Here is a 23,211-nt window from a genome sequence, read left to right on the forward strand (position 1 = left end):
GTCAGCCCGTCACCTTCACCGTCGTCGTCGCGCCCCAGATGGCGAGGCTGATGAAGAAGTCCGTCACGCTGATCAGCACGATCGCGGTGCGGACCGCACGGCCGACGGCCACGCCCACGCCGGCGGGACCGCCGACCGCGCGGTAGCCGTAGTAGCAGTGCGCGAGCACCACCATGACGCTGAAGATCAGCACTTTGACGAACGACAGCACCACGTCCTCGGGGGCGAGGAAGATGCCGAAGTAGTGGTCGTAGGTGCCGGCGGACTGCCCGTTGAACCACAGCGTCACCTGCCTGGACGCCATGAACGAGCTGAGCAGCCCGATCCCGTACAGCGGGATGATCGCGACGGTGCCCGCGATGATGCGGGTGGTCACCAGGTACGGCAGGGACGGGACGCCCATGCCCTCCAGCGCGTCGATCTCCTCGTTGATCCGCATCGCGCCGAGCTGCGCGGTGAACCCGGCGCCGACCGTCGCCGACAGCGCCAGTCCCGACACGAGCGGGGCGATCTCGCGGGTGTTGAAGTACGCCGACACGAACCCGGTGAACGCCGACGACCCGATCTGGTCGAGCGCCGCGTACCCCTGCAGGCCGACCACGACGCCGGTGAACATCGTCATGCCGATCATCACGCCGACGGTGCCGCCGATCACCGCCAGCGCGCCGCTGCCGAACGCGACCTCGCCGAGCAGCCGCAGCGACTCGCGCATGTAGCGGCGGACGGCGCGCGGCGTCCACAGCAGCGCCTTGACGTAGAAGACGAGCTGGTCGCCGGGCCGGTCCAGCCACGACACCAGTTTCACCGGCCGCAACCGGCGTGCCCCGGGGATCGCCATGTCACGCCCCCTTCGGCGGGACGACCTGCAGGTAGATCGCCGTCAGTACGAGGTTGACGAAGAAGAGCAGGAGGAACGTGATGACGACGGACTGGTTGACCGCGTCCCCGACGCCCTTCGGCCCGGGGCTCGGGTTCAGCCCGCGGTAGGCGGCCACGACGCCTGCGATGAACCCGAACAGCAGTGCCTTGAGCTCGCTGACGTACAGGTCGGGAAGCTGCGCCAGTGCCGAGAATGAGGCGAGGTAGGCGCCCGGTGTCCCGTCCTGCATCAGCACGTTGAAGAAGTAGCCGCCCGCCACGCCGACGACGGAGACCAGCCCGTTCAGCAGGACCGCGACCGCCATGCAGGCGAGCACCCGGGGGACGACGAGGCGCTGGATGGGCGAGACGCCCATCACCTCCATCGCGTCCATCTCCTCGCGGATCGTCCGCGAGCCGAGGTCGGCGCAGATCGCCGAGCCCGCCGCGCCGGAGATCAGCAGCGCCACGATCAGCGGGCTCGCCTGCTGCACGACGGCGAGCACGCTGGCGCCGCCGGTGAGGGACTGCGCGCCGAGCTGCTTGGCCAGCGACCCGACCTGCAGCGAGATGACCGCGCCGAACGGGATCGACACGAGCGCCGTCGGCAGGATCGCCACGGACGCGATGAACCAGAACTGCTGGATCAGCTCGCGCATCTGGAAGGGCCGCCGGAACGTCATCGCGACGACGGTCCCGGCGAGCGCGAACAGCCCGCCGATCTGGCGCAGCGCGCCGGTGCCGGGGGTCGTGCTCTCAGGCGCCGCCATGGCCGCCCGCCTCCTGCCGGTTGCGGCGCCCGGCCAGGATGGCCTGCTGCGCGGGATGGGGAAGGCTCGGGAGCATCGCGTCGAGGCGCTGCGCGTGGCGCTGCTCGCCCCGGCGCGGCGGCATCCCGGGCGTCGGGCGCAGCTGCGGCGGGATCTCGATCGTGCGGCGGCGGCGCGGCGCGGAGGCGGCCGCCGCGGCGGCCTCGGCGGCCAGGGCGGCGGCGTCCTTCTCCTCCGACATCCCGATGGGGCCGCGCGGGTCGCCGTGCAGGAACTGCGCGACGGCCGGTTCCCGGCTCGTGAGCAGCGCCTCGCGGGGGCCGAACGCGATCAGGTCGCGGCGGTAGAGCATCCCGATGTTGTCGGGGACGGTCGCCGCGATCTCGATGTTGTGCGTGACGATCAGCATCGTCGCGTCGATCCGCGCGTTGACGTCGATGAGCAGCTGCGACAGGTAGGCGGTGCGGACGGGGTCCAGGCCGGAGTCGGGCTCGTCGCACAGGATGATCTCGGGGTCCAGGACCAGCGCGCGGGCGAGCCCGGCGCGCTTGCGCATGCCGCCGGAGATCTGGCCGGGCAGCTTGCGCTCCTCGCCGGCCAGCCCCACCATCTCCATGCGTTCCAGGACGATGCGCCGGATCTCGGACTCCTTCTTGCGGGTGTGCTCCCGAAGCGGGAACGCGATGTTGTCGAAGAGGGACAGCGAGCCGAACAGCGCGCCGTCCTGGAACATCAGGCCGAACCGCCGGCGGGCCTCGTAGACCTTGCGGTCCGGGTCGTTGACCATGTCGACGCCGTCGATGAGCACCCGTCCCCGCTCGGGCTTGAGGAGCCCGATCAGCGACTTGAGGAACACCGTCTTGCCGGTCCCCGACGGACCGAGCAGCACGCTCACCTCGCCCTCGGGCAGCGTGAGCGTGACGTCGCGCCAAATGGTCTGCGGTCCGAACGCTTTCGTCAGACCTTCGACCACGACTTCAATTCCCAACGACCATCACCACCCTGTCCGGCCGGGTCAAGCGAGGACGTTACGGGCCAGTAGACCCCGAATTCAATAGCGACCGGCAGGATTCCCTGGCCATAGCCGCAAATGGCCTTGAAAATTGTCACCGGCTTAGTATTCGATCTTCCCCGATCCGTCGCCGGTGACTACTTGGCGGTAACATGAGGGCCGTCGGCGGGACGCCGGCCCGCACTCCACGGAGGGGATTGTCAACGGGACAGCATCCGGACCGCGGTTTTGTCACATCTCGCGCAAAGAAGCAGCCTGGCGCCGCCGATCCCGGCCGGAAGCCTTGTCAGCGGTCACTGACGACTTTATGTTCGCTAGTGTTCCTCGATCCCGCCCAAGGGTGTCCGCCACCGCTCGGCACACCCCGCCGACGCCACCGTTCCGCTCCGGGGCGGGCAGCACGGCGCCGGTGTCCAGCAGGCCCGATGCGGAGGTTTCCCATACCTATGTCGCAGGCATTGGAATTGTCTGAAACAAGCAGAACCATCTTCGCTGATTTCATCCGCCTGCTGCGTTCGGAGCTGCCCGACGTCACCCAGGAGGTCGTTACCGAGATCCGTAAGTCGATCCCGGAGTACAACCGTTCGGCGGATTCCGCCTATGACCAGATTCTGCGGATCAGCACCGAGTTACTCCTCGCCGGTTTCCTGGACACCTTCAGCGAGCCCGGCGCGCCGCTCACCCAGCGCGACGAGACCTGCCGCGCGGTCGGGCAGTTCGAGGCCATCGAGGGACGCAACCTCGACCACATCCAGGCCGCGACCCGGATCGCCTTCCACATCGCCTGGCGCCGCACCGTCGTCATCGCCGAGCGCGAGGAGATCCCCACGTCGATCGTCTCCAGCACGGTCGACGCGATGCTCGGCTACCTGGAGGAGGCCGTCGCCCAGATCCGGCTCGGCCACCAGCAGGCCACCGGCCACGCCGACGTGCGCCGCCGCGAAGACCGGCGACGGCTCCTGCACCTGATCCTCCAGCAGCCCGCCGTCGTCCCCGAGGCGATCGAGGACCTGGCCAGGGCGACCTCCTGGTGGCCGCTCCCGGAGGAGGCCACGCTCATCGCCGTCCACCCCGAGGCGCCCTGCACCCGCGCCGCGCTGGACTCCGACGTCCTGGTGGACCTGGACTCCGCCGAACCGGCCATGCTCGTCCCCGGGCCGCTGACCGAGGCCCGCCACGCCATGCTGCACGCCGCCCTGTCGGACGCGACCTGCGTCGTCGGCCTCACCGTCCCGCTGGAGCGGGCCACCCACTCGCTCCGGTGGGCGCGGCGCGTCCTCGCCCTGGCCGAGGAGGGCGTCATCAAGGACGGGTCGCTCATCCCCTGCCAGGACCACCTGATGACCATGTGGCTGCTGTCGGACCCGCCGCTCGTGGAGGAGCTCACCCGCCGGCACCTGGAGCCGCTGCGGGAGATGTCCGACGGGCAGCGCCGGCGGCTGGTCGAGACGCTCGCCGAGGCCGTCACCACCCGCTCGACGGCCGTCGACATCGGCGAGCGGCTCAAGATCCACCCGCAGACCGTGCGGTACCGGCTCCGGCAGCTCGAAAGCTACATGGGCGACAGCCTCGACGACGCCGACACCCGGTTCTCCCTCGACGCCACCCTCCGCGCCGTCCGGCTGCGCAACCGGCGCAACCCCGGACGCGGCGGCGACCCCCGCGGCTGACCCCCGCACCGCACAGTCTTATATGTGCGCTCAGTCCTCGATGTCCGCTCAGTCCTCCAGGTCCGCTACGAGGACGTCCATGTAGCGGGCGGCGAACCGTCCCGCCGCGGGGAGCTCCCGGGCCTCGTCCGCGGTGAGCACGCGCGGGCGGGCGATCCGCCGGGCCCGCCCGAGCCGCTCCACCCCGCCGCGCCCCTCGGCGAGCAGGTTGCGGACCCAGTCGGTGTCCGCCCCGTACGGCAGCCCGATGACGAGGGTCCGGCCGCTGCGGAACGCGGTGACCGGCGTCCGGTACTCGCGCCCCGACCGGCGCCCCTTGTGGACGACCATGGCAAGAGGCGGCACGTAGGGCGCGTAGACCCCCTGGATCCGGTTGGTGACGGCCTTGTTGAAGCCGCGCATGGCCCGAGGTATCAGCGGTTTCACCATGGTTCCTGCCTAGCACGCCCGCGGCGTCCCCGCGCGGGAGGCTCTAGCTGGTGATCGTGTACTCCTCGGGCTTGACCTTGCGGGAGCCGGCCCAGTACTCGAAGGTGTGGCCCGGCCAGATCGTGCGGTTGACTCCCTGGTCGTCCAGGTACCAGCTGTTGCAGCCGCCCTCGTTCCACACCGCGCGGCGCAGGCGCCGGTGCATGCGGTCGTTGTAGCGGCGCGCGGCGGCCGGCTTCGGCTCGATCGTGTCGCCGCCGCGCTCCTGGAGCAGCCGCAGGCAGCTCAGCACGTGCTGGATCTGCACCTCGATCATGAAGACGACCGAGTTGTGGCCGAGCCCGGTGTTCGGGCCGAGCAGCATGAAGAAGTTCGGCAGGCCCGGCACCGTGGTGCCGCGGTGCGCCTCGATCCCGTTGGCCCAGATCTCCTGCAGCTTGACGCCGTCGCGGCCGGTGACGCGCAGGTCGGTGAGGGCGTCGGTCACCTTGAAGCCGGTGCCGTAGATGATGCAGTCGACCTCGTACTCGCGTCCGTCCGCGGTGACGACGGAGTTCTCGGTGACCTCCGCGATCTCGGACGTCTCCAGCTCCACGTTCGGGCGGGTCAGCGCGGGATAGTAGTCGTTGGACAGCAGGATCCGCTTGCACCCGATCGTGTAGTCCGGCGTCACCTTGGCGCGCAGCTCCGGGTCGGAGATCTGCCGCGCGATGTGCCGGCGGGCCAGGAACTCCTGCGGGCCGGACAGCCGCGGGTCGATCGTGAAGCCGACGGCGCGGGCCTCCAGCGTCCAGTAGATCCCGTTGCGGAAGGCGCGGGCGGCGCCCGGGACCTTGGTGAAGACCGAGCGCACCGGCGCCGGGATGGACACGTCCGGCTTGGGCTGGATCCACGGCGCCGTCCGCTGGAACACGACGAGGTCGGCGGCCTTCTTCGCGACCTGCGGCACGAACTGGATGGCGGACGCGCCCGTCCCGACGACGGCGACGCGCTTGCCCGCGAGGTCGTAGGAGTGGTCCCACTCGGCGGAGTGGAACGCGGTGCCGCGGAACCGCTCGATGCCCGGCAGGTCCGGGTAGGACGGGACGTGCAGGGCGCCGATGCCGGACACGATGGCCTTCGGCGTCAGGGTCGACCCGTCCGTCAGCGTGACGTTCCAGCGCCGGGCCTCGTCGTCGTACTCCATGGCGTCGACGGCCGCGCCGAAGCGGATGTGCTCGCGCACGCGGTACTTGTCGGCGGTGCTCTCCATGTAGGAGCGGATCTCGGGCTGCGGCGCGAACATGCGCGTCCAGCCGGGGTTGAGCTCGAACGAGAAGGAGTACATGTGCGAGGGGACGTCGCAGGCGCAGCCCGGGTAGGTGTTGTCGTGCCACGTCCCGCCGAGCGCCTCGCTCTTCTCCAGGACGACGAAGTCGTGGAAGCCGTTCTGCTTGAGCCGGATCGCCATGCCGAGACCGGCGAAGCCGGCGCCGATGATGACGATCGTGGGGGCACGCTCGCTCATAACCCATCCTCTCGCGTAACCTACTTCCGGTAAGTTACCTGGAGTAGGTTACTGACGGTAGGTCCAACAGGGAGGTTCTGCTGTGAGTGGCGCCACACCCCGCCCCGCCCGCCGGCGGATGTCGCGCGCCGAGCGCGAACGGCAGATGCTGGACGTGGCGGAGGAGGTGTTCGGCGAGCGCGGCTACCAGGCCACCTCGATGGACGAGATCGCCGAGCGCTGCGGGGTCTCCAAGCCGATGCTCTACGAATACTTCGGCTCCAAGGACGGGCTGCTCGTAGCGTGCGTCGGCCGGTCCAAGGCCGAGCTGCTCGACGTCACCCAGAAGGCCATGGCGGGTGCCACCACCCCGCAGGACATCCTGTGGCGCGGGATGGTCGCCTACTTCGAGTTCATGGACGCGCACAGCAGGTCGTTCGCGATGCTGATGCGCGAGCCGATGGCCGCCTCCGCGGAGACCATCGAGGCCGTCGAGTCGACGCGGCGGCAGCAGAGCACGCTCATCGCGGGCGTGCTGGCGACGTTCGCGCCGTCCGCCCCGGCCGCCGCGATCGACGCCTACACCGAGATCATCATCGGCGCGAGCGAGCGGCTGGCGCAGTGGCGGGCGCGGCGGCCGGAGATGTCGGCGCACGACGCGGCCCGCCACATGACCGACTTCTGCTGGCACGGACTCAGCCCCTATGTGGCGGACGCCGGGGAAGGCGGTCCAGCGCCCCGATGAGCAGGTCGAGGCCGAACTCGAAGTCGGCCTCGGCGTCGATGCCGGCGAGCGCCGGCCCGTAGGCGATCACGTGCGGGAACTCGTCCGGGTCCAGCCGGGACCACGCCTGCGCCCCCGTCTCGGCGAGGTGGCCGAGCATCTTGCTCATCGCGACCTCGCGCAGCTGCGCGCCGAGCGCGTAGGCGAGCAGCGCCCGCATGATCCGGACGGCGGTCTCGCCGTCGAACCCGGCCGCGTCCGCCAGCGCCAGGGCGCGCTCGGCCGGCCGCAGCGCGACCGGGGTGTCGATCTTGTGGGTGAGGACGATCGTCATGCAGCGCGGGTTGTCGTGGGCGACCTTCCGGAAGGCCCGCACCAGGGCCCGCGCACGTTCCTGCCACGGCTCGGACGGGTCGTCGTGCAGTTCCAGGCCCGAGACGACGTGCTCGGCGACGCCCTCCAGCAGCGCGCTCTTGTTCGGCACGTGGTTGTAGAGGGACATCACGGCGACGCCCAGCTCGGCCGCCACCCGGCGCATCGACAGCGCGTCCGCGCTCTCCCGCTCGATCAGCCCGACCGCGGCGAGCACGATCCGCTCGCGGGTCAGCACCGGCCGCACGGTCCCGGGGGCCGCGTTCCTCGTCATGGTCCCGCCCTTTCCCCGGCCGTTGACACCTATAAGTGCGCCATGACACGGTACGTACATTGTACGTGAGACGTACATCGTACGTCTGCGCCTCCCGGGGAGGAGCGCCCATGTCGACCCATGACCTCTACACCGAGCCCGTCGCCACGTCCACCTGGAACGTCCCCATGATGGGCGACGCCCGGTTCACCTGGGAGTACGACGACGGCCGCGACCGCCTGCTCGCCCTCTACCAGAAGGGCAAGGACAAGCAGTGGGACTCCACCAAGCGGATCGACTGGGACCTTGAGGTCGACCCGCACAACCCGCTCGGCGTCCCCGACCAGTCCCTCGCCATCTACGGGACGAAGTACTGGGACCGCCTCTCCGAGAAGGAGCGCGGCGAGCTGCGGCGGCACTCCACGTCCTGGCAGTTCTCCCAGTTCATGCACGGGGAGCAGGGCGCGATGGTCACCGCCGCCCGCATCGTGGAGTCGGTGCCCGACCTCGACTCCAAGTTCTACTCCGCCACCCAGACGATGGACGAGGCCCGCCACGTCGAGCTGTTCACGCGCTTCCTGCACGACAAGGTCGGGATGATCTACCCGATCAACACCAAGCTGCAGGACCTGCTGAACGAGACCCTCACCGACTCCCGCTGGGACATGCCCTACCTGGGGATGCAGGTCCTCATCGAGGGCCTCGCGCTCGCCGCGTTCGGCGTCATCCGCGACATCACCACCAAGCCGCTCCCCAAGCAGATCCTCGCCTACGTCATGCAGGACGAGGCCCGCCACGTCGCGTTCGGGCGGCTCGCCCTCCGCGACTACTACAAGCAGCTGTCGCCCGCCGAGCTCCGGGAGCGCGAGGAGTTCGTCATCGAGGGCTGCTACCTGATGCGCGACCGCATCCGCGGCCGGGAGATCTGGACCAACTTCGGCATCGACCCGAAGGAGGTCGACGAGATGGTGGAGAACTCCCCCTACATGCGGATGTTCCAGAGCCTCCTGTTCAGCCGCATCGTCCCCTGCGTCAAGGACATCGGCCTGTGGAGCGAGCGCATCCAGAAGACCTACGACGACATGGGCGTGCTGGACATGTCCAAGGCCGACCTCGACGCCCTGATGAACCAGGACGAGGAGATCGCCGACAAGCTCGACACCGAGCGGTTCGCCGCCGAGGAGGCGGCCCGCAAGGCGGAGGTCGACACCGTGATCGCCGACGCCGCCGCGGGCTGAGTACGGTTGGACCGTCGCCGTCCAGCACGCCCTCTCGGAGGTCTCGCATGCCACTCGCCCACTTCGACGGAGCACTCGCCGTCGTCACCGGAGCCGGCAGCGGGATCGGCCGGGCCACCGCGCTGGCGCTGGCCGGCCGCGGCGCCACCGTCATCGCCGCCGACATCGACCTCCCCGCGGCGGAGCACACCATCACCCTCGCCAAGTCGGTCGGCTCCGGCGGCACCGCCTACAGGGTGGACGTCTCGGACGCGGCCGCGATGGAGTCCTTCGCCGCCGAGGTCAAGGAGATCCACCGGGCCCCCGACATCCTCGTCAACAACGCCGGCATCGCGGTCGCCGGCCCGTTCCTCGAAACCGGCCTGGACGACTGGGACAGAATCCTCGGCGTCAACCTGTACGGCGTGATCCACGGGTCGCGCCTGTTCGGCAAGCAGATGCACGAGCGCGTGCACGGCCTCCCCAACAAGCCCGACAAGCCCAACTTCGGCGGCCACATCGTCAACGTCGCGTCCGCCGCGGCGTTCGCCCCCTGGCGCGCCATGCCCGCCTACTGCACGACGAAGGCCGCCGTCCTGATGCTCAGCGAGTCCCTGCGCGCCGAGCTCGCGGGCAGCCGCATCGGCGTCACCGCCGTCTGCCCCGGCTTCGTCAGCACCGGCATCGTCGACAACGGAACCTACGTCGACGGGGACGAGGAGACCCGCACCCGCCTCCAGCAGAGCGCCAAGAAGGCCATCAAGCTCCGCAACTACCCGCCGGAGAAGGTCGCCGAGCGGATCGTCCACGCCATCATCAAGAACAAGGCCGTGGTCCCCGTCAACTTCGAGGGCCACCTCCTGCACACGCTGTCCAGGGTCTCCCCCGCCGCAGTGCGCCTCCTGGCCAGAATCCCCACCTCCCGCGGCTAGCGCCCGCGTCCGGGCGCGCCCCTCCCCACGACTCCCCCATCGGTGAGAGGAGACGGATCGATGCCCCCCGACGTACTGCCGAGCGATGGCCGACCCCGTACATGGACGGCGGTGATCCGCTGCGACGACGGCGACCACACGCTGGAACTGACGCACCGCGAGGTGGTCGCCGAGCGCCTGCTGCGGACGTCGCGCAGGCATTCGTTCGACCCGGACGTGGACGTGGACTGGGACGCGCCGCAGGACCCGGACGTGTTCTACATGCCGCCGCAACTGGTGTCGATCTATGAGACGCCGCTGTGGGACGGGCTGACGCACCGGCAGCGGGTGGAGCTGTCGAAGCGGGAGATGTGCAGCATCGCCTCCTTCGGCATCTGGTCGGAGATGATGCTGATGCAGGCGCTGGTGATGCACGCCTACCGGCAGCGCTACGACAGCGACCACGTGGCCTACGCGCTGACGGAGATCGCCGACGAGTGCCGGCACTCGAAGATGTTCGGCCGGATGGTACGCACATGCGGGCTGCGCACGCACCGCCCGCGCGCGGCGGAGTTCCACCTGGCGAAGCTGCTCGGGGCCGTCTACGACCCGATGCCGGTCTTCGCGGGGACCCTGGTCGTGGAGGAGTTCACCGACGCGTTCCAGCGGACGACGTTCCCGGACGAGGACGTGCAGCCGCTGGTGCGGCAGGTGACGCGGATCCACGTGATCGAGGAGGCGCGGCACATCAAGTACGCCCGCGAGGAGCTGAAGCGGCTGGTGGCGGTGCTGCCCGCGGTACGCCGGCGGATGGCGGCCGCGGGTCTGGCGCGCGTGACGCGGGTGATGACCGGCCAGCTGGTCCACCCGTCGTGCTACGCGGCGGTGGGGCTGGATCCGCGGCTGGCGCGGCGGGTGGCGGCGGTCAGCCCGCACCGGCGCGCGACGATGGCGTGGGCGTTCCGCAGATGCACCGCGTTCTTCGACGAGGTCGGCTTCCTGGACGGCCGCGCACGCGACATCTGGGTACGCGGCGGCTTACTGGAGCGGTAACAGGCTCCAGCTACCCGACTCGTGCATACACACCAAGATCATGACCGAGTGGAGCCAGCGCCGTCAGCCGAGCCAGAGGACCCGGACGATCACGATCCTCTCGCCCCGGACATCGGGCAGGTAAGCCACCATGAGCCGGCCCCGGTGCTCCCTTTGCAGCCCGGGGACGTCACCGGTGTGCGCCGCGCCTTCGGGGAAGAGCATCGAATCTCGCGTCGCGATCTCACGAGCAAGGCTCTCGATCTCTGTGATCGCCTCGGGCGGCAGCCCGTCCAGGAGGTCATCGGGGTCGTACTCCCAGGCCCACTCACTCACCGGCGACCGCTCGACCGGCCGCGCGGACGATGTCACCGATCTCACGGATCGCGCGCTGCCGGACCTCGGGGTCGTCGCTGGCCATGGCGCGTTCGGCCGCGTGCAGGCGGCGGGCGGTCTCCGGGTGGCGCTCGATCTCCACGATCTCGCCCCAGTGCAGGTGGAACCTGCGGATGGGGACGATGCTGCCGTTCTCACCGGCCTCGACGAACGCCTTCTGCATGTCCTCGAACAACTCGGGCAGCCGCGACGGCGCCACGGTCGCCACCGCCTTACGGAGCGCGGGCCAGGTCAGTTCCGGCATGGGAATCAGCGGCTCCTCACGCCCCTCGCGCTGTGCGACCATCTGCCGCCCTCCTGTTCAGTGGCCTGTGGGCCAGAATAGTCGGCCTGCCCGACAACTCCCGGGGCAACGAGGACTCGTGCAGCGGATGGCGGCCGCGGGTCTGGCGCGTGTGACGCGGGTGATGACCGGCCAGCTTATCCACCCGACGTGCTACGTGGCGGCTTACTGGAGCGGTAACAGGTTCTACTGCGGGCCATTCATCCTGACAACCCGAGGCTCGTATTAGAAAATGGTTCGTAAATGCTTCGGGTTTGGTCCTGTTGACGGGATGCAGAAGGGCCGCGGAGGGGGGTCCACTCCGCGGCCCGTCGACGTTCCGGGTTGCTGACCTGGGATTATACCCAGGACACTCCTACCGATTGGACGGTCACGTCGTCGACCTCCTCCTCCCAGGTGCCGCAAATACGCCGATCACCCGGCCTCGTTCGGGGAGCATGATCGGCATACCCCTCCCCTTTGCACATCACCTTAGAAGCTCTTGACAGAGAATATGCCATGATCGGCCGATTCAGGTCAGAAATGATTTAGCGCGGTGACGACTTCGCGGGCGACGGCGGTGGCCCGGTCCAGGCAGGCGCGCTCCACCTCCCGCCGCCCGGCCGCACCGGGGGCGTGCTCGCCGTAGCTGACGGTGAGGACCGCGTTGCGGGTCCGGGCGGTGACCTGCCCGATCACGGCCGGTCCGGCCTCGTCGGCCTTGAACCAGCGGTACGCCTCGTCCCCGAGGCCCCGGTGGCGCCGCAGGCTGATCGTCCGGACGGGCGGCGCGTCGTGCGCCTGCGCCCACCGCTCGTCGTAGTGGCTCGCGGCGTCCTCCACCGGGGTGGCGGTGTTGTCCGGCGCGTACAGGTGCGCCTCCACGCGGAGCCACCGGGACGGCGAGCCCTCCGCGGAGTACGTGCACGTGGTCAGTGTCGAGTTCCCGCTCTGCCGCTGCCGTGCCTTCGGGACGGTCCGGTCGACGGTCGCCCGCGACACCGTCCCGCACGGCGACGGCAGCGTCCGGACGAACTCCCGCGACCGCACCGGTGTCCGGTCCGCATCGGCGGGCATCGGCCGCACGGCCGCGGCGTCCTCGGCGCCGCCGCCGCTCTGGCTCCGGCCGGGCACCACCAGGAACACGCCCGCTCCGGCCACCGCGAAGGCGGCGAGCACCGCCAGCAGCTTGAGCACCCGCGGACCGCGGGACGGCGATGGCGGTTCCGGTGCGGAGTAGAGCCGGTGGAACGGCTCCGGCGGACGTTGAAGCCCCACTCCCCGCTCCTCACTCCCCCGTCTCGGTGACTGGGCCCGCCTCAAGTCAACGTAGTCAGGCGCCACGTTCCTGACCAGGCCCCTGGACGGTATGGATTGTCAGACCTCGTGGTCACAATGGAGAGGTGCTGGTAGCCGACATCGCGCGGACGTCGCAGGCCGTCGCGGGCACCTCGGGCCGCAAGGCCAAGGTATCCGCGCTCGCGGAGTGCCTGCGCACGGCCGAACCGGACGAGGCGGCCACCGTGGTCGCCTACCTGTCCGGTGAGCTGCCGCAACGCCAGATCGGCGTCGGGTACGCCGCGTTGCGGGACATCCCGCCCCCGGCCGCGGAACCGTCGCTGACCGTCCCGGAAGTGGACGCGGCGTTCACCGGGATCGGCGCGGTCTCCGGGCCGGGCTCGGTCGCGCGGCGGCGCGAGCTGCTCGCCGCGCTGTTCGGCCGCGCCACCCGCGCCGAGCAGGACTTCCTCGTCCGGCTGCTGGCGGGCGAGCTGCGGCAGGGCGCGCTCGACGGGGTGATGGCCGAGGCGATCGCGGCGGCGGCCGGGGTCCCGTCCGCCGAGGTGCGGCGGGCGCTCATGCTGCGCGGGACGCTGGGGCCGGTCGCCACCGCCGCGCTCGCCGACGGCGTGCCGGGCCTGCGCGCGTTCACGCTGGAGGTGGGGCGGCCGGTCAAGCCGATGCTCGCGGCGTCCGCCCCCTCCATCGAGGAGGCGTTCACCAAGCTCGGCGCCGAGGCGTCCGTCGAGTGGAAGCTCGACGGCATCCGCGCGCAGATCCACCTCTCGGACGGCGAGGTCCGGGTGTTCACCCGCACGCTGGACGAGATCACCTCCCGGCTGCCGGAGGTCGTCGCGGCCGTGCGGGAGCTGCCGGTCCGCGCGGCCGTGTTCGACGGCGAGCTGATCGCGCTGCGGCCCGACGGGCGTCCCCACCCGTTCCAGGTCACCGCCGCCCGCACCGCCACGCGGACCGCCAAGAACACCGAACCGGTCCCGCTGTCGCTGTTCCTGTTCGACGTCCTGTACCTGGACGAGGGAGATCCGGCGGGCGGCGCCGACCTGCTCGACGCCCCAGGCGCGGAGCGCGGCGCGGCGCTCGTCCGGGCCGTGCCCGCGGAGCTGCGGATGCCCGGGATCGTCACCGCCGACCCGGCACGGGCCAAGGAGGCGTTCGACGAGGCCGTCGCGCACGGCCACGAGGGCGTCGTGATCAAGTCGATCGACACCCCCTACACGGCCGGGCGGCGCGGCGCCGGATGGATCAAGGTGAAGCCGCGGCACACCCTCGACCTCGTCGTCCTCGCGGTCGAATGGGGGCACGGCCGCCGGCAGGGGCTGCTGTCCAACCTGCACCTCGGGGCCCGCGACCCCGGGACCGGCGGTTTCGTCATGCTCGGCAAGACGTTCAAGGGCCTCACCGACGAGCTGCTGGCGTGGCAGACGGAGAAGCTCCGCGAGCTGGCCGTGCGGGAGGACGGCTGGACGGTCCACGTCCGGCCCGAGCTCGTCGTCGAGATCGCGTTCGACGGCGTCCAGCACAGCCCCCGCTACCCGGGCGGCATCGCGCTCCGCTTCGCCCGCGTCCTGCGCTACCGCCCCGACAAGTCCGCCACGGACGCCGACACCATCGACACCGTACGTGCCGTCGCACCGGTCATGGACTAGGCGCGTTCATCGCAGTCCAGGCCCACTTCGCTCGCCGGCGCGCACCACGTGACCTGGCCTGTGCGCGGCACCGCCCTCCAGCCCCCGCCCACCACCAGTCAATCGACGATCTTCGGATCGGGTCCTCAGCCGGACGTTCCCGCCCTGGGGCGCTCGCTGGGCGGGGGCTCCTCCTCCGGCTCGGTATGGCGGGCTCGGCGCCGGGTCGCGGCGCGGGTCCGCATGCGGGACGCGGTCCCCCGGTGGGTCCGGGCCAGGGCGCCGCGCCGCGCGCGGGTCTCCGTCCGGCCTTCGCCTCCCGTTACCGGTCCGCGCGGGGTTCCGGGGGTCGCCTTGCGGGCGGCGCGGGCGGCGCGGGCGGCGGCCCTGCGGCGGGCGCGGGCGACCCGGCGCAGGCGCGCCCGCTCGGTGGCCTCGGCGCGGCGCTGCATCAGCTCGGGCGGGATGAGGTCGTGCCGACCCGCGATGAACTCCTGCACCCAGATCTTGCCCCGGATGAGCGGCCGGCGGAGCTTCTTCTCCCGCCGGACGGCCCGCTGGTAGCGACGCGAGTCCGCATCGTAGCGCCAGCGCGACCAGGGCGAGGCGGGGCGCGCGACGCGGATCGCGCCGACGATCAGCAGGGCGGGCAGGAACAGCCCGATGAGCCCGGTCCAGATCTTGCCCTTCAGCAGCGTGATCACCGCGAGGACGAGGTTGCCGAACAGGAACGCGGCGTAGAGCGGGGACAGCGAACCGGAGCCGGAACCGGAGTCGAACCAGAGGTTCTCGTAGCCGAACGGGTGGATGCCGAGGAGCAGCAGGCCGGTCACGGCGATGGCGACGAAGACGGCGTCCACCGACGCGCGGCCCTTCTCCGTCCAGTAGACGTCGCTGAGGTGCAGGATCAGCGCGAACTCGTCCAGGACGAGGGCGGAGCCCACACCGAACACGACGGCGGCCGCCAGCTCGAACCTGACGTGCGCGTCCGGGATCGCGACGCTCCCCACCCCGCCCACCAGCATCAGCACGACACCGAACACGACATGGTGGATGTGCACGTCACCGGCGGTCACGTTCCGGAGCCACCGCACGTTCGAGCGGATCAGCCGGACGTTCACCCGGGTCACCACGAACGTGATGATGAACGCGGCGAAGAAGCCGAACAGCGGCAGCCGCCCGGCCTCCACGATCCGCTCACCGAACATCTCGATCATGTCCCCCCCGCACGCTCCATCATGCCCTGCGACATGCACGGATATCGTGGGACGCGGCCGATCAGCGACGATCCGAGGAGAAAGCCGCCTTGAGCCGCACCGTGGACCGCTGCGACCCCGGATACCGGGCCTGGATCGCCGAGGCCGTCCGCCTGGTCGACGCCGACGCCAACCGCAGCGCCGACACGCACCTGCACGTGTTCCCACTGCCGCCGGAGTGGGGCATCGACCTGTACCTGAAGGACGAATCCGTCCACCCCACCGGTTCCCTCAAACACCGGCTCGCCCGCTCCCTGTTCCTCTACGGGCTGGCGAACGGCTGGATCCGCGCGGACACGACGATCATCGAGGCGTCCAGCGGGTCGACGGCGGTGTCGGAGGCGTTCTTCGCGCGGCTGCTCGGGCTGCCGTTCGTCGCGGTGATGCCGGCGTCGACCAGCCCCGAGAAGATCCAGCTCATCGAGTTCCACGGCGGCCGGTGCCATCTGGTGGACGACCCCTCCTCGATCTACGACGAGTCGCGGCGGCTCGCGGCCGAGTGCGGCGGCCACTTCATGGACCAGTTCACCTACGCCGAGCGCGCCACCGACTGGCGCGGCAACAACAACATCGCCGAGTCGATCTTCGAGCAGTTGCGGCTGGAGCGGTTCCCCGAGCCGTCCTGGGTGGTGGTGGGCGCGGGCACCGGCGGGACGTCCGCGACGATCGGCCGGTACGCGCGGTACCGGCGGTTCCAGACGCGGCTCGCGGTCGTCGACCCGGACGGGTCGGCGTTCTTCGGGTCGTTCGCCCACGGCGACCCGGAGCGGACCGCGGCGGGCTCGCGGATCGAGGGCATCGGCCGGCCCCGCGTCGAGCCGTCCTTCCTGCCGTCGGTCATCGACCGGATGGTCCGGGTGCCGGACGCGGCGTCCATCGCGGCGATGCGCTGGACGAGCGCGGTCAGCGGCCGGGAGGTCGGCGGCTCGACCGGCACCAACATGTGGGGCGCGGCCGAGCTGATCGCGGAGATGCGGGCGCGCGGGGAACGCGGCAGCGTCGTCACGCTGATCTGCGACGGCGCCGAACGCTACACCGGCACCTACGGTTCGGACGCGTGGCTGGCCGCGCAGGGCCTGGACATCGAGCCCTACCTCGCCGCGCTCGACGGGTTCCTGAAGACCGGGGAGCTGGCCGCTATCCCGTGAAGCGGACGGGGTTGACCAGATCGGCGTAGATGAGCAGCCCGCCCATCACGATCAGGACGACCGCCATCACATACGTCACCGGCAGGGCCTTCGCGACGTCCACGTACCCGGGGTCGGGCCTCCGGAAGATCTTCGCGAAGCCCTTCTTGACCGCCTCCAGCAGGGCGCCGGCGATGTGCCCGCCGTCCAGCGGCAGCAGCGGGACGAGGTTGAACAGGCCGACCGCGAGGTTCAGCGACCCGAGCAGCATCACGAAGTAGGCGATCTTCTCGGACCCGTCGAGGGCCTCGGAGGCGGCCACGTCCCCGCCGATCCGGCTGACGCCGACGACGCCGATCGGGCCGTTGGGGTCGCGTTCCTCGCCGCCGAACGCCGCGTGCCAGATGCCGACCATCTTCTCCGGCATCCGCACAAGCGCGCCCGCGGTCCGGACGGTCAGGTCGCCCATCGTGCTCGCCACGGCGCCCGGCCCCTCCCGCTCGACCGCGCTGGTCGGGGTGATGCCGAGGAACCCGACCTCGACGATCTTGTCCGGGTCCTCCAGGTGGTACATCTGGTTGCGGGCGATCGGGACGTCCAGCCGCATGTCCCGCCCGTCGCGCTCGACGGTCATCGGCACCGTGCGCCCGCCCGCGTCGCGGATCTCCTCCTGCAGCTCCCGGTAGTCGTCGATCGGCTTCCCGTTGAAGTCGACGATCCGGTCCCCGGGCCGCAGGCCCACCTGCATCGCCGGGGTCTGCGCCGCGTCCGCCGGGCACTCGCTGACCTCCGACTGGCTCGCCGGGACCATGCACTCGGCGACCTCCCGGATCACCGGCTGCGGCTGGTTCGTGCCGATGCCCATCAGCAGGATCGCGAAGAACACCACCGCGAGGAGCAGGTTCATGGCGGGCCCGCCGAACATGATCAGCAGCTTCTGCCACCACTTTTTGGCGTAGAAGACGCGGTTCTCGTCGCCCGGCCTGACCTCCTCCAGCGCCGCACCGCGCGCCGACTCGATCAGGCCCTGGAACGGCCCGGTGCTGACCTGCCGGATCTGGCCCGGGGCGTCGCCCTTGCGCGGCGGCAGCATCCCGATCATCCGGATGTAGCCGCCGAGCGGGATCCACTTGATCCCGTACTCGGTCTCCCCCCGGCGCCACGACCACATCGTCGGTCCGAACCCGACCATGAACTGGGTGGTCCGCACCTTGAACAGCTTGGCGAACGAGAAGTGCCCCAGTTCGTGCAGCGCGATGGACACCAGGAGGCCGAAGAAGAGAATCAACGCCCCAACCAGGTAGGCCATGCGTCTTGCCCCTCCGGTCGTGCACCCCGCTCACCGGGGGGTGGATCCAGCAACTCACCAAGAGTACGGCAACGGCGTTCCTGTGGTTGAACCATCGCGCGACCGCCTGCGGCGGGGTGCGGCCGGCGTGTCCGCGGCGACAGCGTTGTGTGGACCGTGTGCGGCCCCCGGCGGCGGGTTTCAAGGCGGCCGGGAGTGCAATAATCATCCGCACCGCCGATGATCCCGTGCGGGAGAGGCCCCCGCAGCCGGCGGGGGGCGCCGAAGGAGCAAGATCCTCCCCGGAAACTCTCAGGCCCACGGACCGCACGGACCAGGCGACCTCTGGAAAGCGGGGACCCCGGTCCCCCGCCGAAGGTGAAAGCCCGCCCCGGCGGCGGGTGAAGCTCTCAGGCGCCGATGACAGAGGGGGAGGCACCGAGACGACCGGTGCGCGGATGGGACGATGGTCCGTGTGCGCCCGTGACGAAGGAGCCGAACCCATGCCCGCCGATCCGACCGCCAAGAAGACGCCGCTGTACGACGTCCACCAGGAACTGGGGGCGAACCTCGTCGACTTCGCCGGTTATCTGATGCCGCTGCGCTACGCGAGCGAAACGGCCGAGCACCAGGCCGTCCGCACCGGCGCCGGGCTCTTCGACCTGTCCCACATGGGAGAGATCTTCGTCTCCGGGCCGGGGGCGGGCGCCGCGCTCGACTACGCGCTGGTCGGCAACCTCGCGCCGATGGCGGTCGGCAAGGCCCGCTACACGATGCTCTGCGCGCAGGACGGCGGCGTCCTGGACGACGTGATCGTCTACCGGCTGGCCGACGCCACCTGGATGGTCGTCGCGAACGCCGCCAACACCGACGTCGTCCGCGAGGCGCTGGTGGAGCGGGCCGCGGCCTTCGAGGCGGCCGTGGAGGACCGCACGGGGTCGTACGCGCTGGTCGCCCTTCAGGGGCCGCGTTCGGAGGAGATCCTCGGAGGGTTCACCGACGCCCCGTTGGCCGACCTCAAGTACTACGCGGTCCTCGCCGGGCGGGTCGCGGGCGTCGACGCCCTCCTCGCCCGCACCGGGTACACCGGCGAGGACGGCTTCGAGGTGTTCGTGGACGCGTCCGACGCCGTCCCGCTGTGGAAGGCGCTCGCCGGGGTGGACGGTGTCGTCCCCGCCGGGCTGTCGGCGCGCGACACGCTGCGCCTCGAAGCGGGCATGCCGCTGTACGGCAACGAGTTGTCCGCGGAGATCACGCCGTTCGAGGCGGGCCTCGGCCGGGTCGTCAAGCTGGACAAGCCCGGCGACTTCGTCGGGCGGACCGCCCTGGCGGCGCAGGCGCAGACGCCGCAGGGCCGTAGGCTCGTGGGACTCGTCGCCCGCGGGCGTCGCGCGCCGCGAAAGGGGTACCAGGTCGTCACGTCCGGCGGCTCGCCGTGCGGTGTCGTGACGAGCGGGGCTCCGTCGCCCACACTGGGCACGCCGATCGCCATGGCGTACCTCGACAGCGGCGTCGAGGAGACGGGCCTGGCCGTGGACGTCCGCGGCCGGCAGGAGCCGGTCGACGTGGTTCCGCTGCCGTTCTACAAGCGTTCCTAAGACAGGTTGGTCCCGGGGGTGTGGGGGTCACCCCCGCAATGACAGGAGAGATGTGATCGTGAGCGTTCCCGAGCAGCTCCGCTACAGCGAAGAGCACGAGTGGGTGTCCGGCCTCGGCGGGGAGGACGGCATCGTCACCATCGGCATCACCGCGCACGCCGCCGACGCGCTCGGCGAGATCGTCTACCTCGAGCTGCAGCCGTCCGAGGGCGACTCCGTCGAGGCGGGCGAGCCCTGCGGCGAGATCGAGTCGACGAAGTCGGTCAGCGACATCTACTCCCCGGTGAGCGGCGAGATCACCGCGATCAACACGGCGGTCGTGGACGAGCCCAAGGTCATCAACGACGACCCGTACGGCGAGGGCTGGATCTTCAAGGTCCGCATCTCCGAGGAGCCGGGCGACCTGCTCGACTCCGCCGCCTACGGCAAGCTGATCGAGGAAGGCTGAACGTGACCCTGAACGACCCGCTCGCCGCGGCCGACCCGGAGGTCGCCGCGGCCGTCGCCGCGGAGCTGCGGCGGCAGCAGTCCACCCTCGAGATGATCGCCTCGGAGAACTTCGCGCCGGTCTCCGTGCTGGAGGCGCAGGGCTCGGTGCTGACCAACAAGTACGCCGAGGGCTACCCGGGGCGGCGCTACTACGGCGGCTGCGAGCACGTCGACGTCACCGAGCAGCTCGCCATCGACCGCGCGAAGTCGCTGTTCGGCGCCGAGCACGCGAACGTCCAGCCGCACAGCGGCGCGCAGGCCAACACGGCCGTCTACTTCGCGCTGCTCCAGCCCGGCGACACGATCCTCGGCCTCGACCTCGCGCACGGCGGGCACCTCACGCACGGGATGCGGCTGAACTACTCCGGCAAGATGCTGAACGTGGTCCCTTACCACGTCCGCGCGGAGGACGGCCTGGTCGACATGGACGAGGTCGCGGCGCTCGCCGCCGAGCACCGGCCCAGGATGATCGTGGCGGGCTGGTCGGCGTACCCGCGGCAGCTCGACTTCCCGGCGTTCCGCGAGATCGCCGACTCGGCCGGGGCGGTGCTCATGGTCGACATGGCGCACTTCGCCGGGCTGGTCGCCGCCGGCCTGCACCCGTCGCCCGTCCCGTACGCCGACATCGTCACGACCACCACGCACAAGACGCTCGGCGGCCCGCGCGGCGGGCTCATCCTCGCCCGCGAGCAGTACGGCAAGAAGATCAACTCCGCGGTGTTCCCCGGCATGCAGGGCGGCCCGCTGGAGCACGTGATCGCCGCCAAGGCGGTCGCCCTGAAGATCGCCGCGTCGGACGAGTTCCGCGCCCGCCAGGCCCGCACCGTCGAGGGGGCGAAGCTCCTCGCCGACCGCCTCCTCGCCGAGGACACCGCCAAGGCGGGGGTGAAGGTCCTGACCGGCGGGACGGACGTCCACCTCGTCCTGGTCGACCTCGTGGACTCCGACCTCACCGGCCGCGACGCGGAGGACCGCCTCCACGACATCGGCATCACCGTCAACCGCAACGCCGTGCCGAACGACCCGCGTCCGCCGATGGTCACCTCCGGCCTGCGGATCGGCACGCCCGCGCTCGCCACCCGCGGTTTCACCGCCGACGACTTCGCCGAGGTCGCCGACGTCATCGCACTGGCGCTGCAGCCGTCCTTCGACCGCGACGCCCTGGCGGCCCGCGTGCGGGCACTGGCCGACAGGCATCCGCTGTACCCGGACCTGTGACGTCCGCGCGCCCCCTTCCCGGCGGAAGGGGGCGCGCCGCTACAAGGGAGTAGCGCCATGGCCATCAGCGTTTTCGACCTCTTCAAGATCGGGATCGGCCCGTCCTCCTCCCACACCGGCGGCCCGATGGCCGCCGCGCACCGCTTCGCCCAGGGCCTGCACCGGGACGGGCTGCTGGCGGAGACCGCGTCGGTGCGGGTCACCCTCTACGGCTCCCTGGGCCTCACCGGGAAGGGCCACGGCAGCGACAAGGCCGTCATCCTCGGCCTCGAAGGCGACAGGCCCGAACTGGTCGACGTGGACCAGGTGGACGACCGCCTCGGCAAGATCCGCGAGAGCGGGACCCTGCGCCTCTTCGACGATCACGAGATCCCCTTCGTGGTCAACGAGCACCTGGTCTTCGAGCGCAAGGAGTCCCTCCCCGGCCACCCCAACGGCATGCGCTTCACCGCGCTGGACGCCGGCGGCGGCGAACTCCGCGCGCGGGTGTACTACTCGGTCGGCGGCGGCTTCGTCGTGGACGAGACCGCCACGGGCGCCGACCGCATCAAGTCCGACGACACCGTCCTGCCGCACCCCTTCGACACGGGCGCCGGGCTCCTCGAACGCTGCCGCGAGACGGGCCTGTCCGTCTCCGCGCTCATGCTGGAGAACGAGCAGGCGTTCGGCCGCACGTCCCAGGAGATCCACGCGGCCCTCCTGGACCTTTGGCAGGTCATGCGGGCGTGCGTCACCCGGGGCTGCACCCGCGAGGGCCTCCTTCCCGGCGGCCTGAAGGTGCGGCGCCGGGCACCCCTGCTGCACCGCCAGCTCTCCGCCGAGAACGCCACCGACCCGCTCCACGCGATGGACTGGGTCACCCTCTTCGCCCTGGCCGTCAACGAGGAGAACGCCGCGGGCGGCCGCATCGTCACCGCCCCCACCAACGGCGCCGCCGGCATCATCCCGGCCGTCCTGCACTACTACGACCGCTTCGTCCCGGGGTGCGACGACGACGGCGTCGTCCGGTTCCTGCTGACCGCGGGCGCGATCGGCGTCCTGTTCAAGCAGAACGCCTCGATCTCCGGCGCCGAGGTCGGCTGCCAGGGCGAGGTCGGCTCCGCCTGCTCCATGGCCGCCGCCGGCCTCACCGAGGTCCTGGGCGGCTCCCCGGAGCAGGTCGAGAACGCCGCCGAGATCGGCATCGAGCACAACCTCGGCCTCACCTGCGACCCGGTCGGCGGCCTCGTCCAGGTCCCCTGCATCGAACGCAACGCCGTCGGCGCCATCAAGGCGATCAGCGCGGCCCGCATCGCGCTGCGCGGCGACGGCCGCCACTTCGTCTCCCTCGACAAGGCCGTCAAGACCATGCGCGACACCGGCCGCGACATGCTCGACAAGTACAAGGAGACCTCCCGGGGCGGGCTCGCCGTCAACGTCATCGAATGCTGACGAAGAACGCTGACGGAGAACGCTGACGGTGCGCCCGCCGGCTACCGGAGCGGAATGTCGACCCCGTGCTCGTCCGCGGGGCGGGGGCCGTGGATGCGCCGGTCGGCCTCGCCGATCGGCACGTCGTTGATGCTCGCCTCGCGGCGCCGCATCAGCCCGCGCTCGTCGAACTCCCACAGCTCGTTGCCGTAGCTGCGCCACCACTGTCCGCCGCGGTCGTGCCACTCGTACTGGAACCGGACGGCGATCCGGTTCTCCCGGAACCCCCACAGGCTCTTCCGCAGGGCATAGTCGAGCTCGCGCTCCCACTTCGCCGTCAGGAAGGCGATGATCTCTTCACGCCCGGTGACGAACACGTCCCGGTTCCGCCAGGCGGAGTCGCGCGTGTAGGCGAGCGCCACCCGCCGCGGGTCGCGGGTGTTCCATGCGTCCTCGGCCGCCTGCACCTTCTGCAGGGCGGTCTCCAGGGTGAAGGGCGGGAAGGG

At 70.8% G+C, this 23,211-nt stretch carries 23 protein-coding genes and 1 riboswitch; of the genes, 11 read left to right on the plus strand and 12 right to left on the minus strand.

All coding sequences use genetic code 11. The features are described from left to right. Position 1: 1 nt before the first annotated feature. The 3 genes from E1289_RS10640 to E1289_RS10650 are packed head-to-tail and all read right to left on the minus strand — an operon-like array spanning position 2 to position 2,616. A complete protein-coding gene (locus E1289_RS10640; RefSeq protein ID WP_131978268.1) occupies positions 2-838 on the minus strand; it encodes an ABC transporter permease in 837 nt (278 codons plus the stop codon). Position 839: 1 nt separating this feature from the next. Next, a complete protein-coding gene (locus E1289_RS10645; RefSeq protein ID WP_131978271.1) occupies positions 840-1,628 on the minus strand; it encodes an ABC transporter permease in 789 nt (262 codons plus the stop codon). Then, positions 1,615-2,616: an ATP-binding cassette domain-containing protein gene (locus tag E1289_RS10650; protein WP_131978274.1), complete on the minus strand. Its 1,002-nt coding sequence runs from the start codon at positions 2,614-2,616 to the stop codon at positions 1,615-1,617. Before E1289_RS10650 ends, E1289_RS10645 begins: the two co-directional genes overlap by 14 nt. Positions 2,617-3,104: 488 nt before the next feature. Here E1289_RS10650 and E1289_RS10655 point away from each other — a divergent pair, with 488 nt between their 5' ends. Next, a complete protein-coding gene (locus E1289_RS10655; RefSeq protein WP_131978277.1) occupies positions 3,105-4,310 on the plus strand; it encodes a helix-turn-helix domain-containing protein in 1,206 nt (401 codons plus the stop codon). Positions 4,311-4,358: 48 nt separating this feature from the next. Here the strand turns inward: E1289_RS10655 and E1289_RS10660 are convergent, their stop codons facing one another. Together E1289_RS10660 and E1289_RS10665 are read right to left on the minus strand one after the other, a co-directional pair. Next, complete coding sequence (locus E1289_RS10660) at positions 4,359-4,739, minus strand: nitroreductase family deazaflavin-dependent oxidoreductase (protein ID WP_131978280.1); 381 nt, start codon at positions 4,737-4,739, stop codon at positions 4,359-4,361. A gap of 43 nt (positions 4,740-4,782) precedes the next feature. Continuing rightward, positions 4,783-6,246, minus strand: coding sequence for an NAD(P)/FAD-dependent oxidoreductase (locus E1289_RS10665; RefSeq protein WP_131978283.1), 1,464 nt, complete (start codon positions 6,244-6,246; stop codon positions 4,783-4,785). A gap of 82 nt (positions 6,247-6,328) precedes the next feature. Here E1289_RS10665 and E1289_RS10670 point away from each other — a divergent pair, with 82 nt between their 5' ends. Beyond that, positions 6,329-6,970, plus strand: coding sequence for a TetR/AcrR family transcriptional regulator (locus E1289_RS10670; RefSeq protein ID WP_243712740.1), 642 nt, complete (start codon positions 6,329-6,331; stop codon positions 6,968-6,970). On the opposite strand, the gene E1289_RS10675 is transcribed toward E1289_RS10670, so the two are convergent. After that, on the minus strand, positions 6,921-7,595 hold the full coding sequence (locus tag E1289_RS10675) for a TetR/AcrR family transcriptional regulator C-terminal domain-containing protein (protein ID WP_131978286.1): 675 nt from the start codon (positions 7,593-7,595) through the stop codon (positions 6,921-6,923). The genes E1289_RS10670 and E1289_RS10675 overlap by 50 nt on opposite strands. A gap of 110 nt (positions 7,596-7,705) precedes the next feature. On the opposite strand from E1289_RS10675, the gene E1289_RS10680 reads away from it, so the two are divergent. From E1289_RS10680 to E1289_RS10690, 3 genes are read left to right on the plus strand one after another with little or no spacing between them, the layout of a single operon-like run. Continuing rightward, positions 7,706-8,812 (plus strand): ferritin-like domain-containing protein, encoded by a 1,107-nt coding sequence (locus tag E1289_RS10680; protein WP_131978289.1) that lies wholly within the window; start codon positions 7,706-7,708, stop codon positions 8,810-8,812. Positions 8,813-8,859: 47 nt separating this feature from the next. After that, entirely contained in the window at positions 8,860-9,723 is an 864-nt protein-coding gene (locus tag E1289_RS10685; protein ID WP_131978292.1) for an SDR family NAD(P)-dependent oxidoreductase, read from the plus strand. 60 nt (positions 9,724-9,783) lie between these two features. After that, a complete protein-coding gene (locus E1289_RS10690) occupies positions 9,784-10,755 on the plus strand; it encodes a diiron oxygenase (RefSeq protein ID WP_131978295.1) in 972 nt (323 codons plus the stop codon). Positions 10,756-10,818: 63 nt separating this feature from the next. Here E1289_RS10690 and E1289_RS10695 read toward each other — a convergent pair whose 3' ends face one another. From E1289_RS10695 to E1289_RS10705, 3 genes are all read right to left on the minus strand, one after another. Next, positions 10,819-11,070, minus strand: coding sequence for a hypothetical protein (locus E1289_RS10695; RefSeq protein ID WP_131978298.1), 252 nt, complete (start codon positions 11,068-11,070; stop codon positions 10,819-10,821). Further along, positions 11,063-11,416: a hypothetical protein gene (locus E1289_RS10700; RefSeq protein ID WP_131978301.1), complete on the minus strand. Its 354-nt coding sequence runs from the start codon at positions 11,414-11,416 to the stop codon at positions 11,063-11,065. The genes E1289_RS10695 and E1289_RS10700 overlap by 8 nt, the downstream gene beginning before the upstream one ends. Positions 11,417-11,929: 513 nt before the next feature. Next, the gene (locus E1289_RS10705; RefSeq protein ID WP_131978304.1) at positions 11,930-12,670 is read right to left on the minus strand and encodes a hypothetical protein; all 741 of its coding nucleotides are present in this window, start codon (positions 12,668-12,670) and stop codon (positions 11,930-11,932) included. Between the two features lie 125 nt (positions 12,671-12,795). On the opposite strand from E1289_RS10705, the gene E1289_RS10710 reads away from it, so the two are divergent. Continuing rightward, on the plus strand, positions 12,796-14,340 hold the full coding sequence (locus E1289_RS10710; RefSeq protein WP_131978307.1) for an ATP-dependent DNA ligase: 1,545 nt from the start codon (positions 12,796-12,798) through the stop codon (positions 14,338-14,340). 125 nt (positions 14,341-14,465) lie between these two features. Here the strand turns inward: E1289_RS10710 and E1289_RS40095 are convergent, their stop codons facing one another. Then, on the minus strand, positions 14,466-15,536 hold the full coding sequence (locus E1289_RS40095) for a hypothetical protein (RefSeq protein WP_279487272.1): 1,071 nt from the start codon (positions 15,534-15,536) through the stop codon (positions 14,466-14,468). An 89-nt stretch (positions 15,537-15,625) separates the two neighbouring features. Here E1289_RS40095 and E1289_RS10720 point away from each other — a divergent pair, with 89 nt between their 5' ends. Next, positions 15,626-16,723 carry a PLP-dependent cysteine synthase family protein gene (locus E1289_RS10720; protein WP_131978310.1) on the plus strand — a complete coding sequence of 366 codons (1,098 nt, stop codon included), beginning with the start codon at positions 15,626-15,628 and terminating at the stop codon, positions 16,721-16,723. Here the strand turns inward: E1289_RS10720 and E1289_RS10725 are convergent. Then, positions 16,713-18,011, minus strand: coding sequence for a site-2 protease family protein (locus E1289_RS10725; RefSeq protein WP_131978313.1), 1,299 nt, complete (start codon positions 18,009-18,011; stop codon positions 16,713-16,715). The two genes, E1289_RS10720 and E1289_RS10725, sit on opposite strands and share 11 nt — an antisense overlap. Positions 18,012-18,231: 220 nt before the next feature. Further along, positions 18,232-18,328, plus strand: a riboswitch (glycine riboswitch). Positions 18,329-18,493: 165 nt separating this feature from the next. On the opposite strand from E1289_RS10725, the gene gcvT reads away from it, so the two are divergent. The 4 genes from gcvT to E1289_RS10745 are packed head-to-tail and all read left to right on the plus strand — an operon-like array spanning position 18,494 to position 22,726. Beyond that, the gene (gene gcvT / locus E1289_RS10730) at positions 18,494-19,588 is read left to right on the plus strand and encodes a glycine cleavage system aminomethyltransferase GcvT (RefSeq protein ID WP_131978316.1); all 1,095 of its coding nucleotides are present in this window, start codon (positions 18,494-18,496) and stop codon (positions 19,586-19,588) included. 58 nt (positions 19,589-19,646) lie between these two features. After that, entirely contained in the window at positions 19,647-20,036 is a 390-nt protein-coding gene (gene gcvH / locus E1289_RS10735) for a glycine cleavage system protein GcvH (protein ID WP_131978319.1), read from the plus strand. Further along, entirely contained in the window at positions 20,033-21,295 is a 1,263-nt protein-coding gene (glyA, locus tag E1289_RS10740) for a serine hydroxymethyltransferase (protein ID WP_131978343.1), read from the plus strand. Before gcvH ends, glyA begins: the two co-directional genes overlap by 4 nt. A 57-nt stretch (positions 21,296-21,352) precedes the next feature. After that, on the plus strand, positions 21,353-22,726 hold the full coding sequence (locus E1289_RS10745; RefSeq protein ID WP_131978322.1) for an L-serine ammonia-lyase: 1,374 nt from the start codon (positions 21,353-21,355) through the stop codon (positions 22,724-22,726). A gap of 41 nt (positions 22,727-22,767) precedes the next feature. Here the strand turns inward: E1289_RS10745 and E1289_RS10750 are convergent. Next, positions 22,768-23,211, minus strand: a 444-nt coding sequence (locus E1289_RS10750; RefSeq protein WP_131978325.1) for a nuclear transport factor 2 family protein, incomplete at its 5' end; no start/stop codon positions are given.

This window comes from Actinomadura sp. 6K520 (assembly GCF_004349245.1).
Taxonomy (GTDB): domain Bacteria; phylum Actinomycetota; class Actinomycetes; order Streptosporangiales; family Streptosporangiaceae; genus Spirillospora.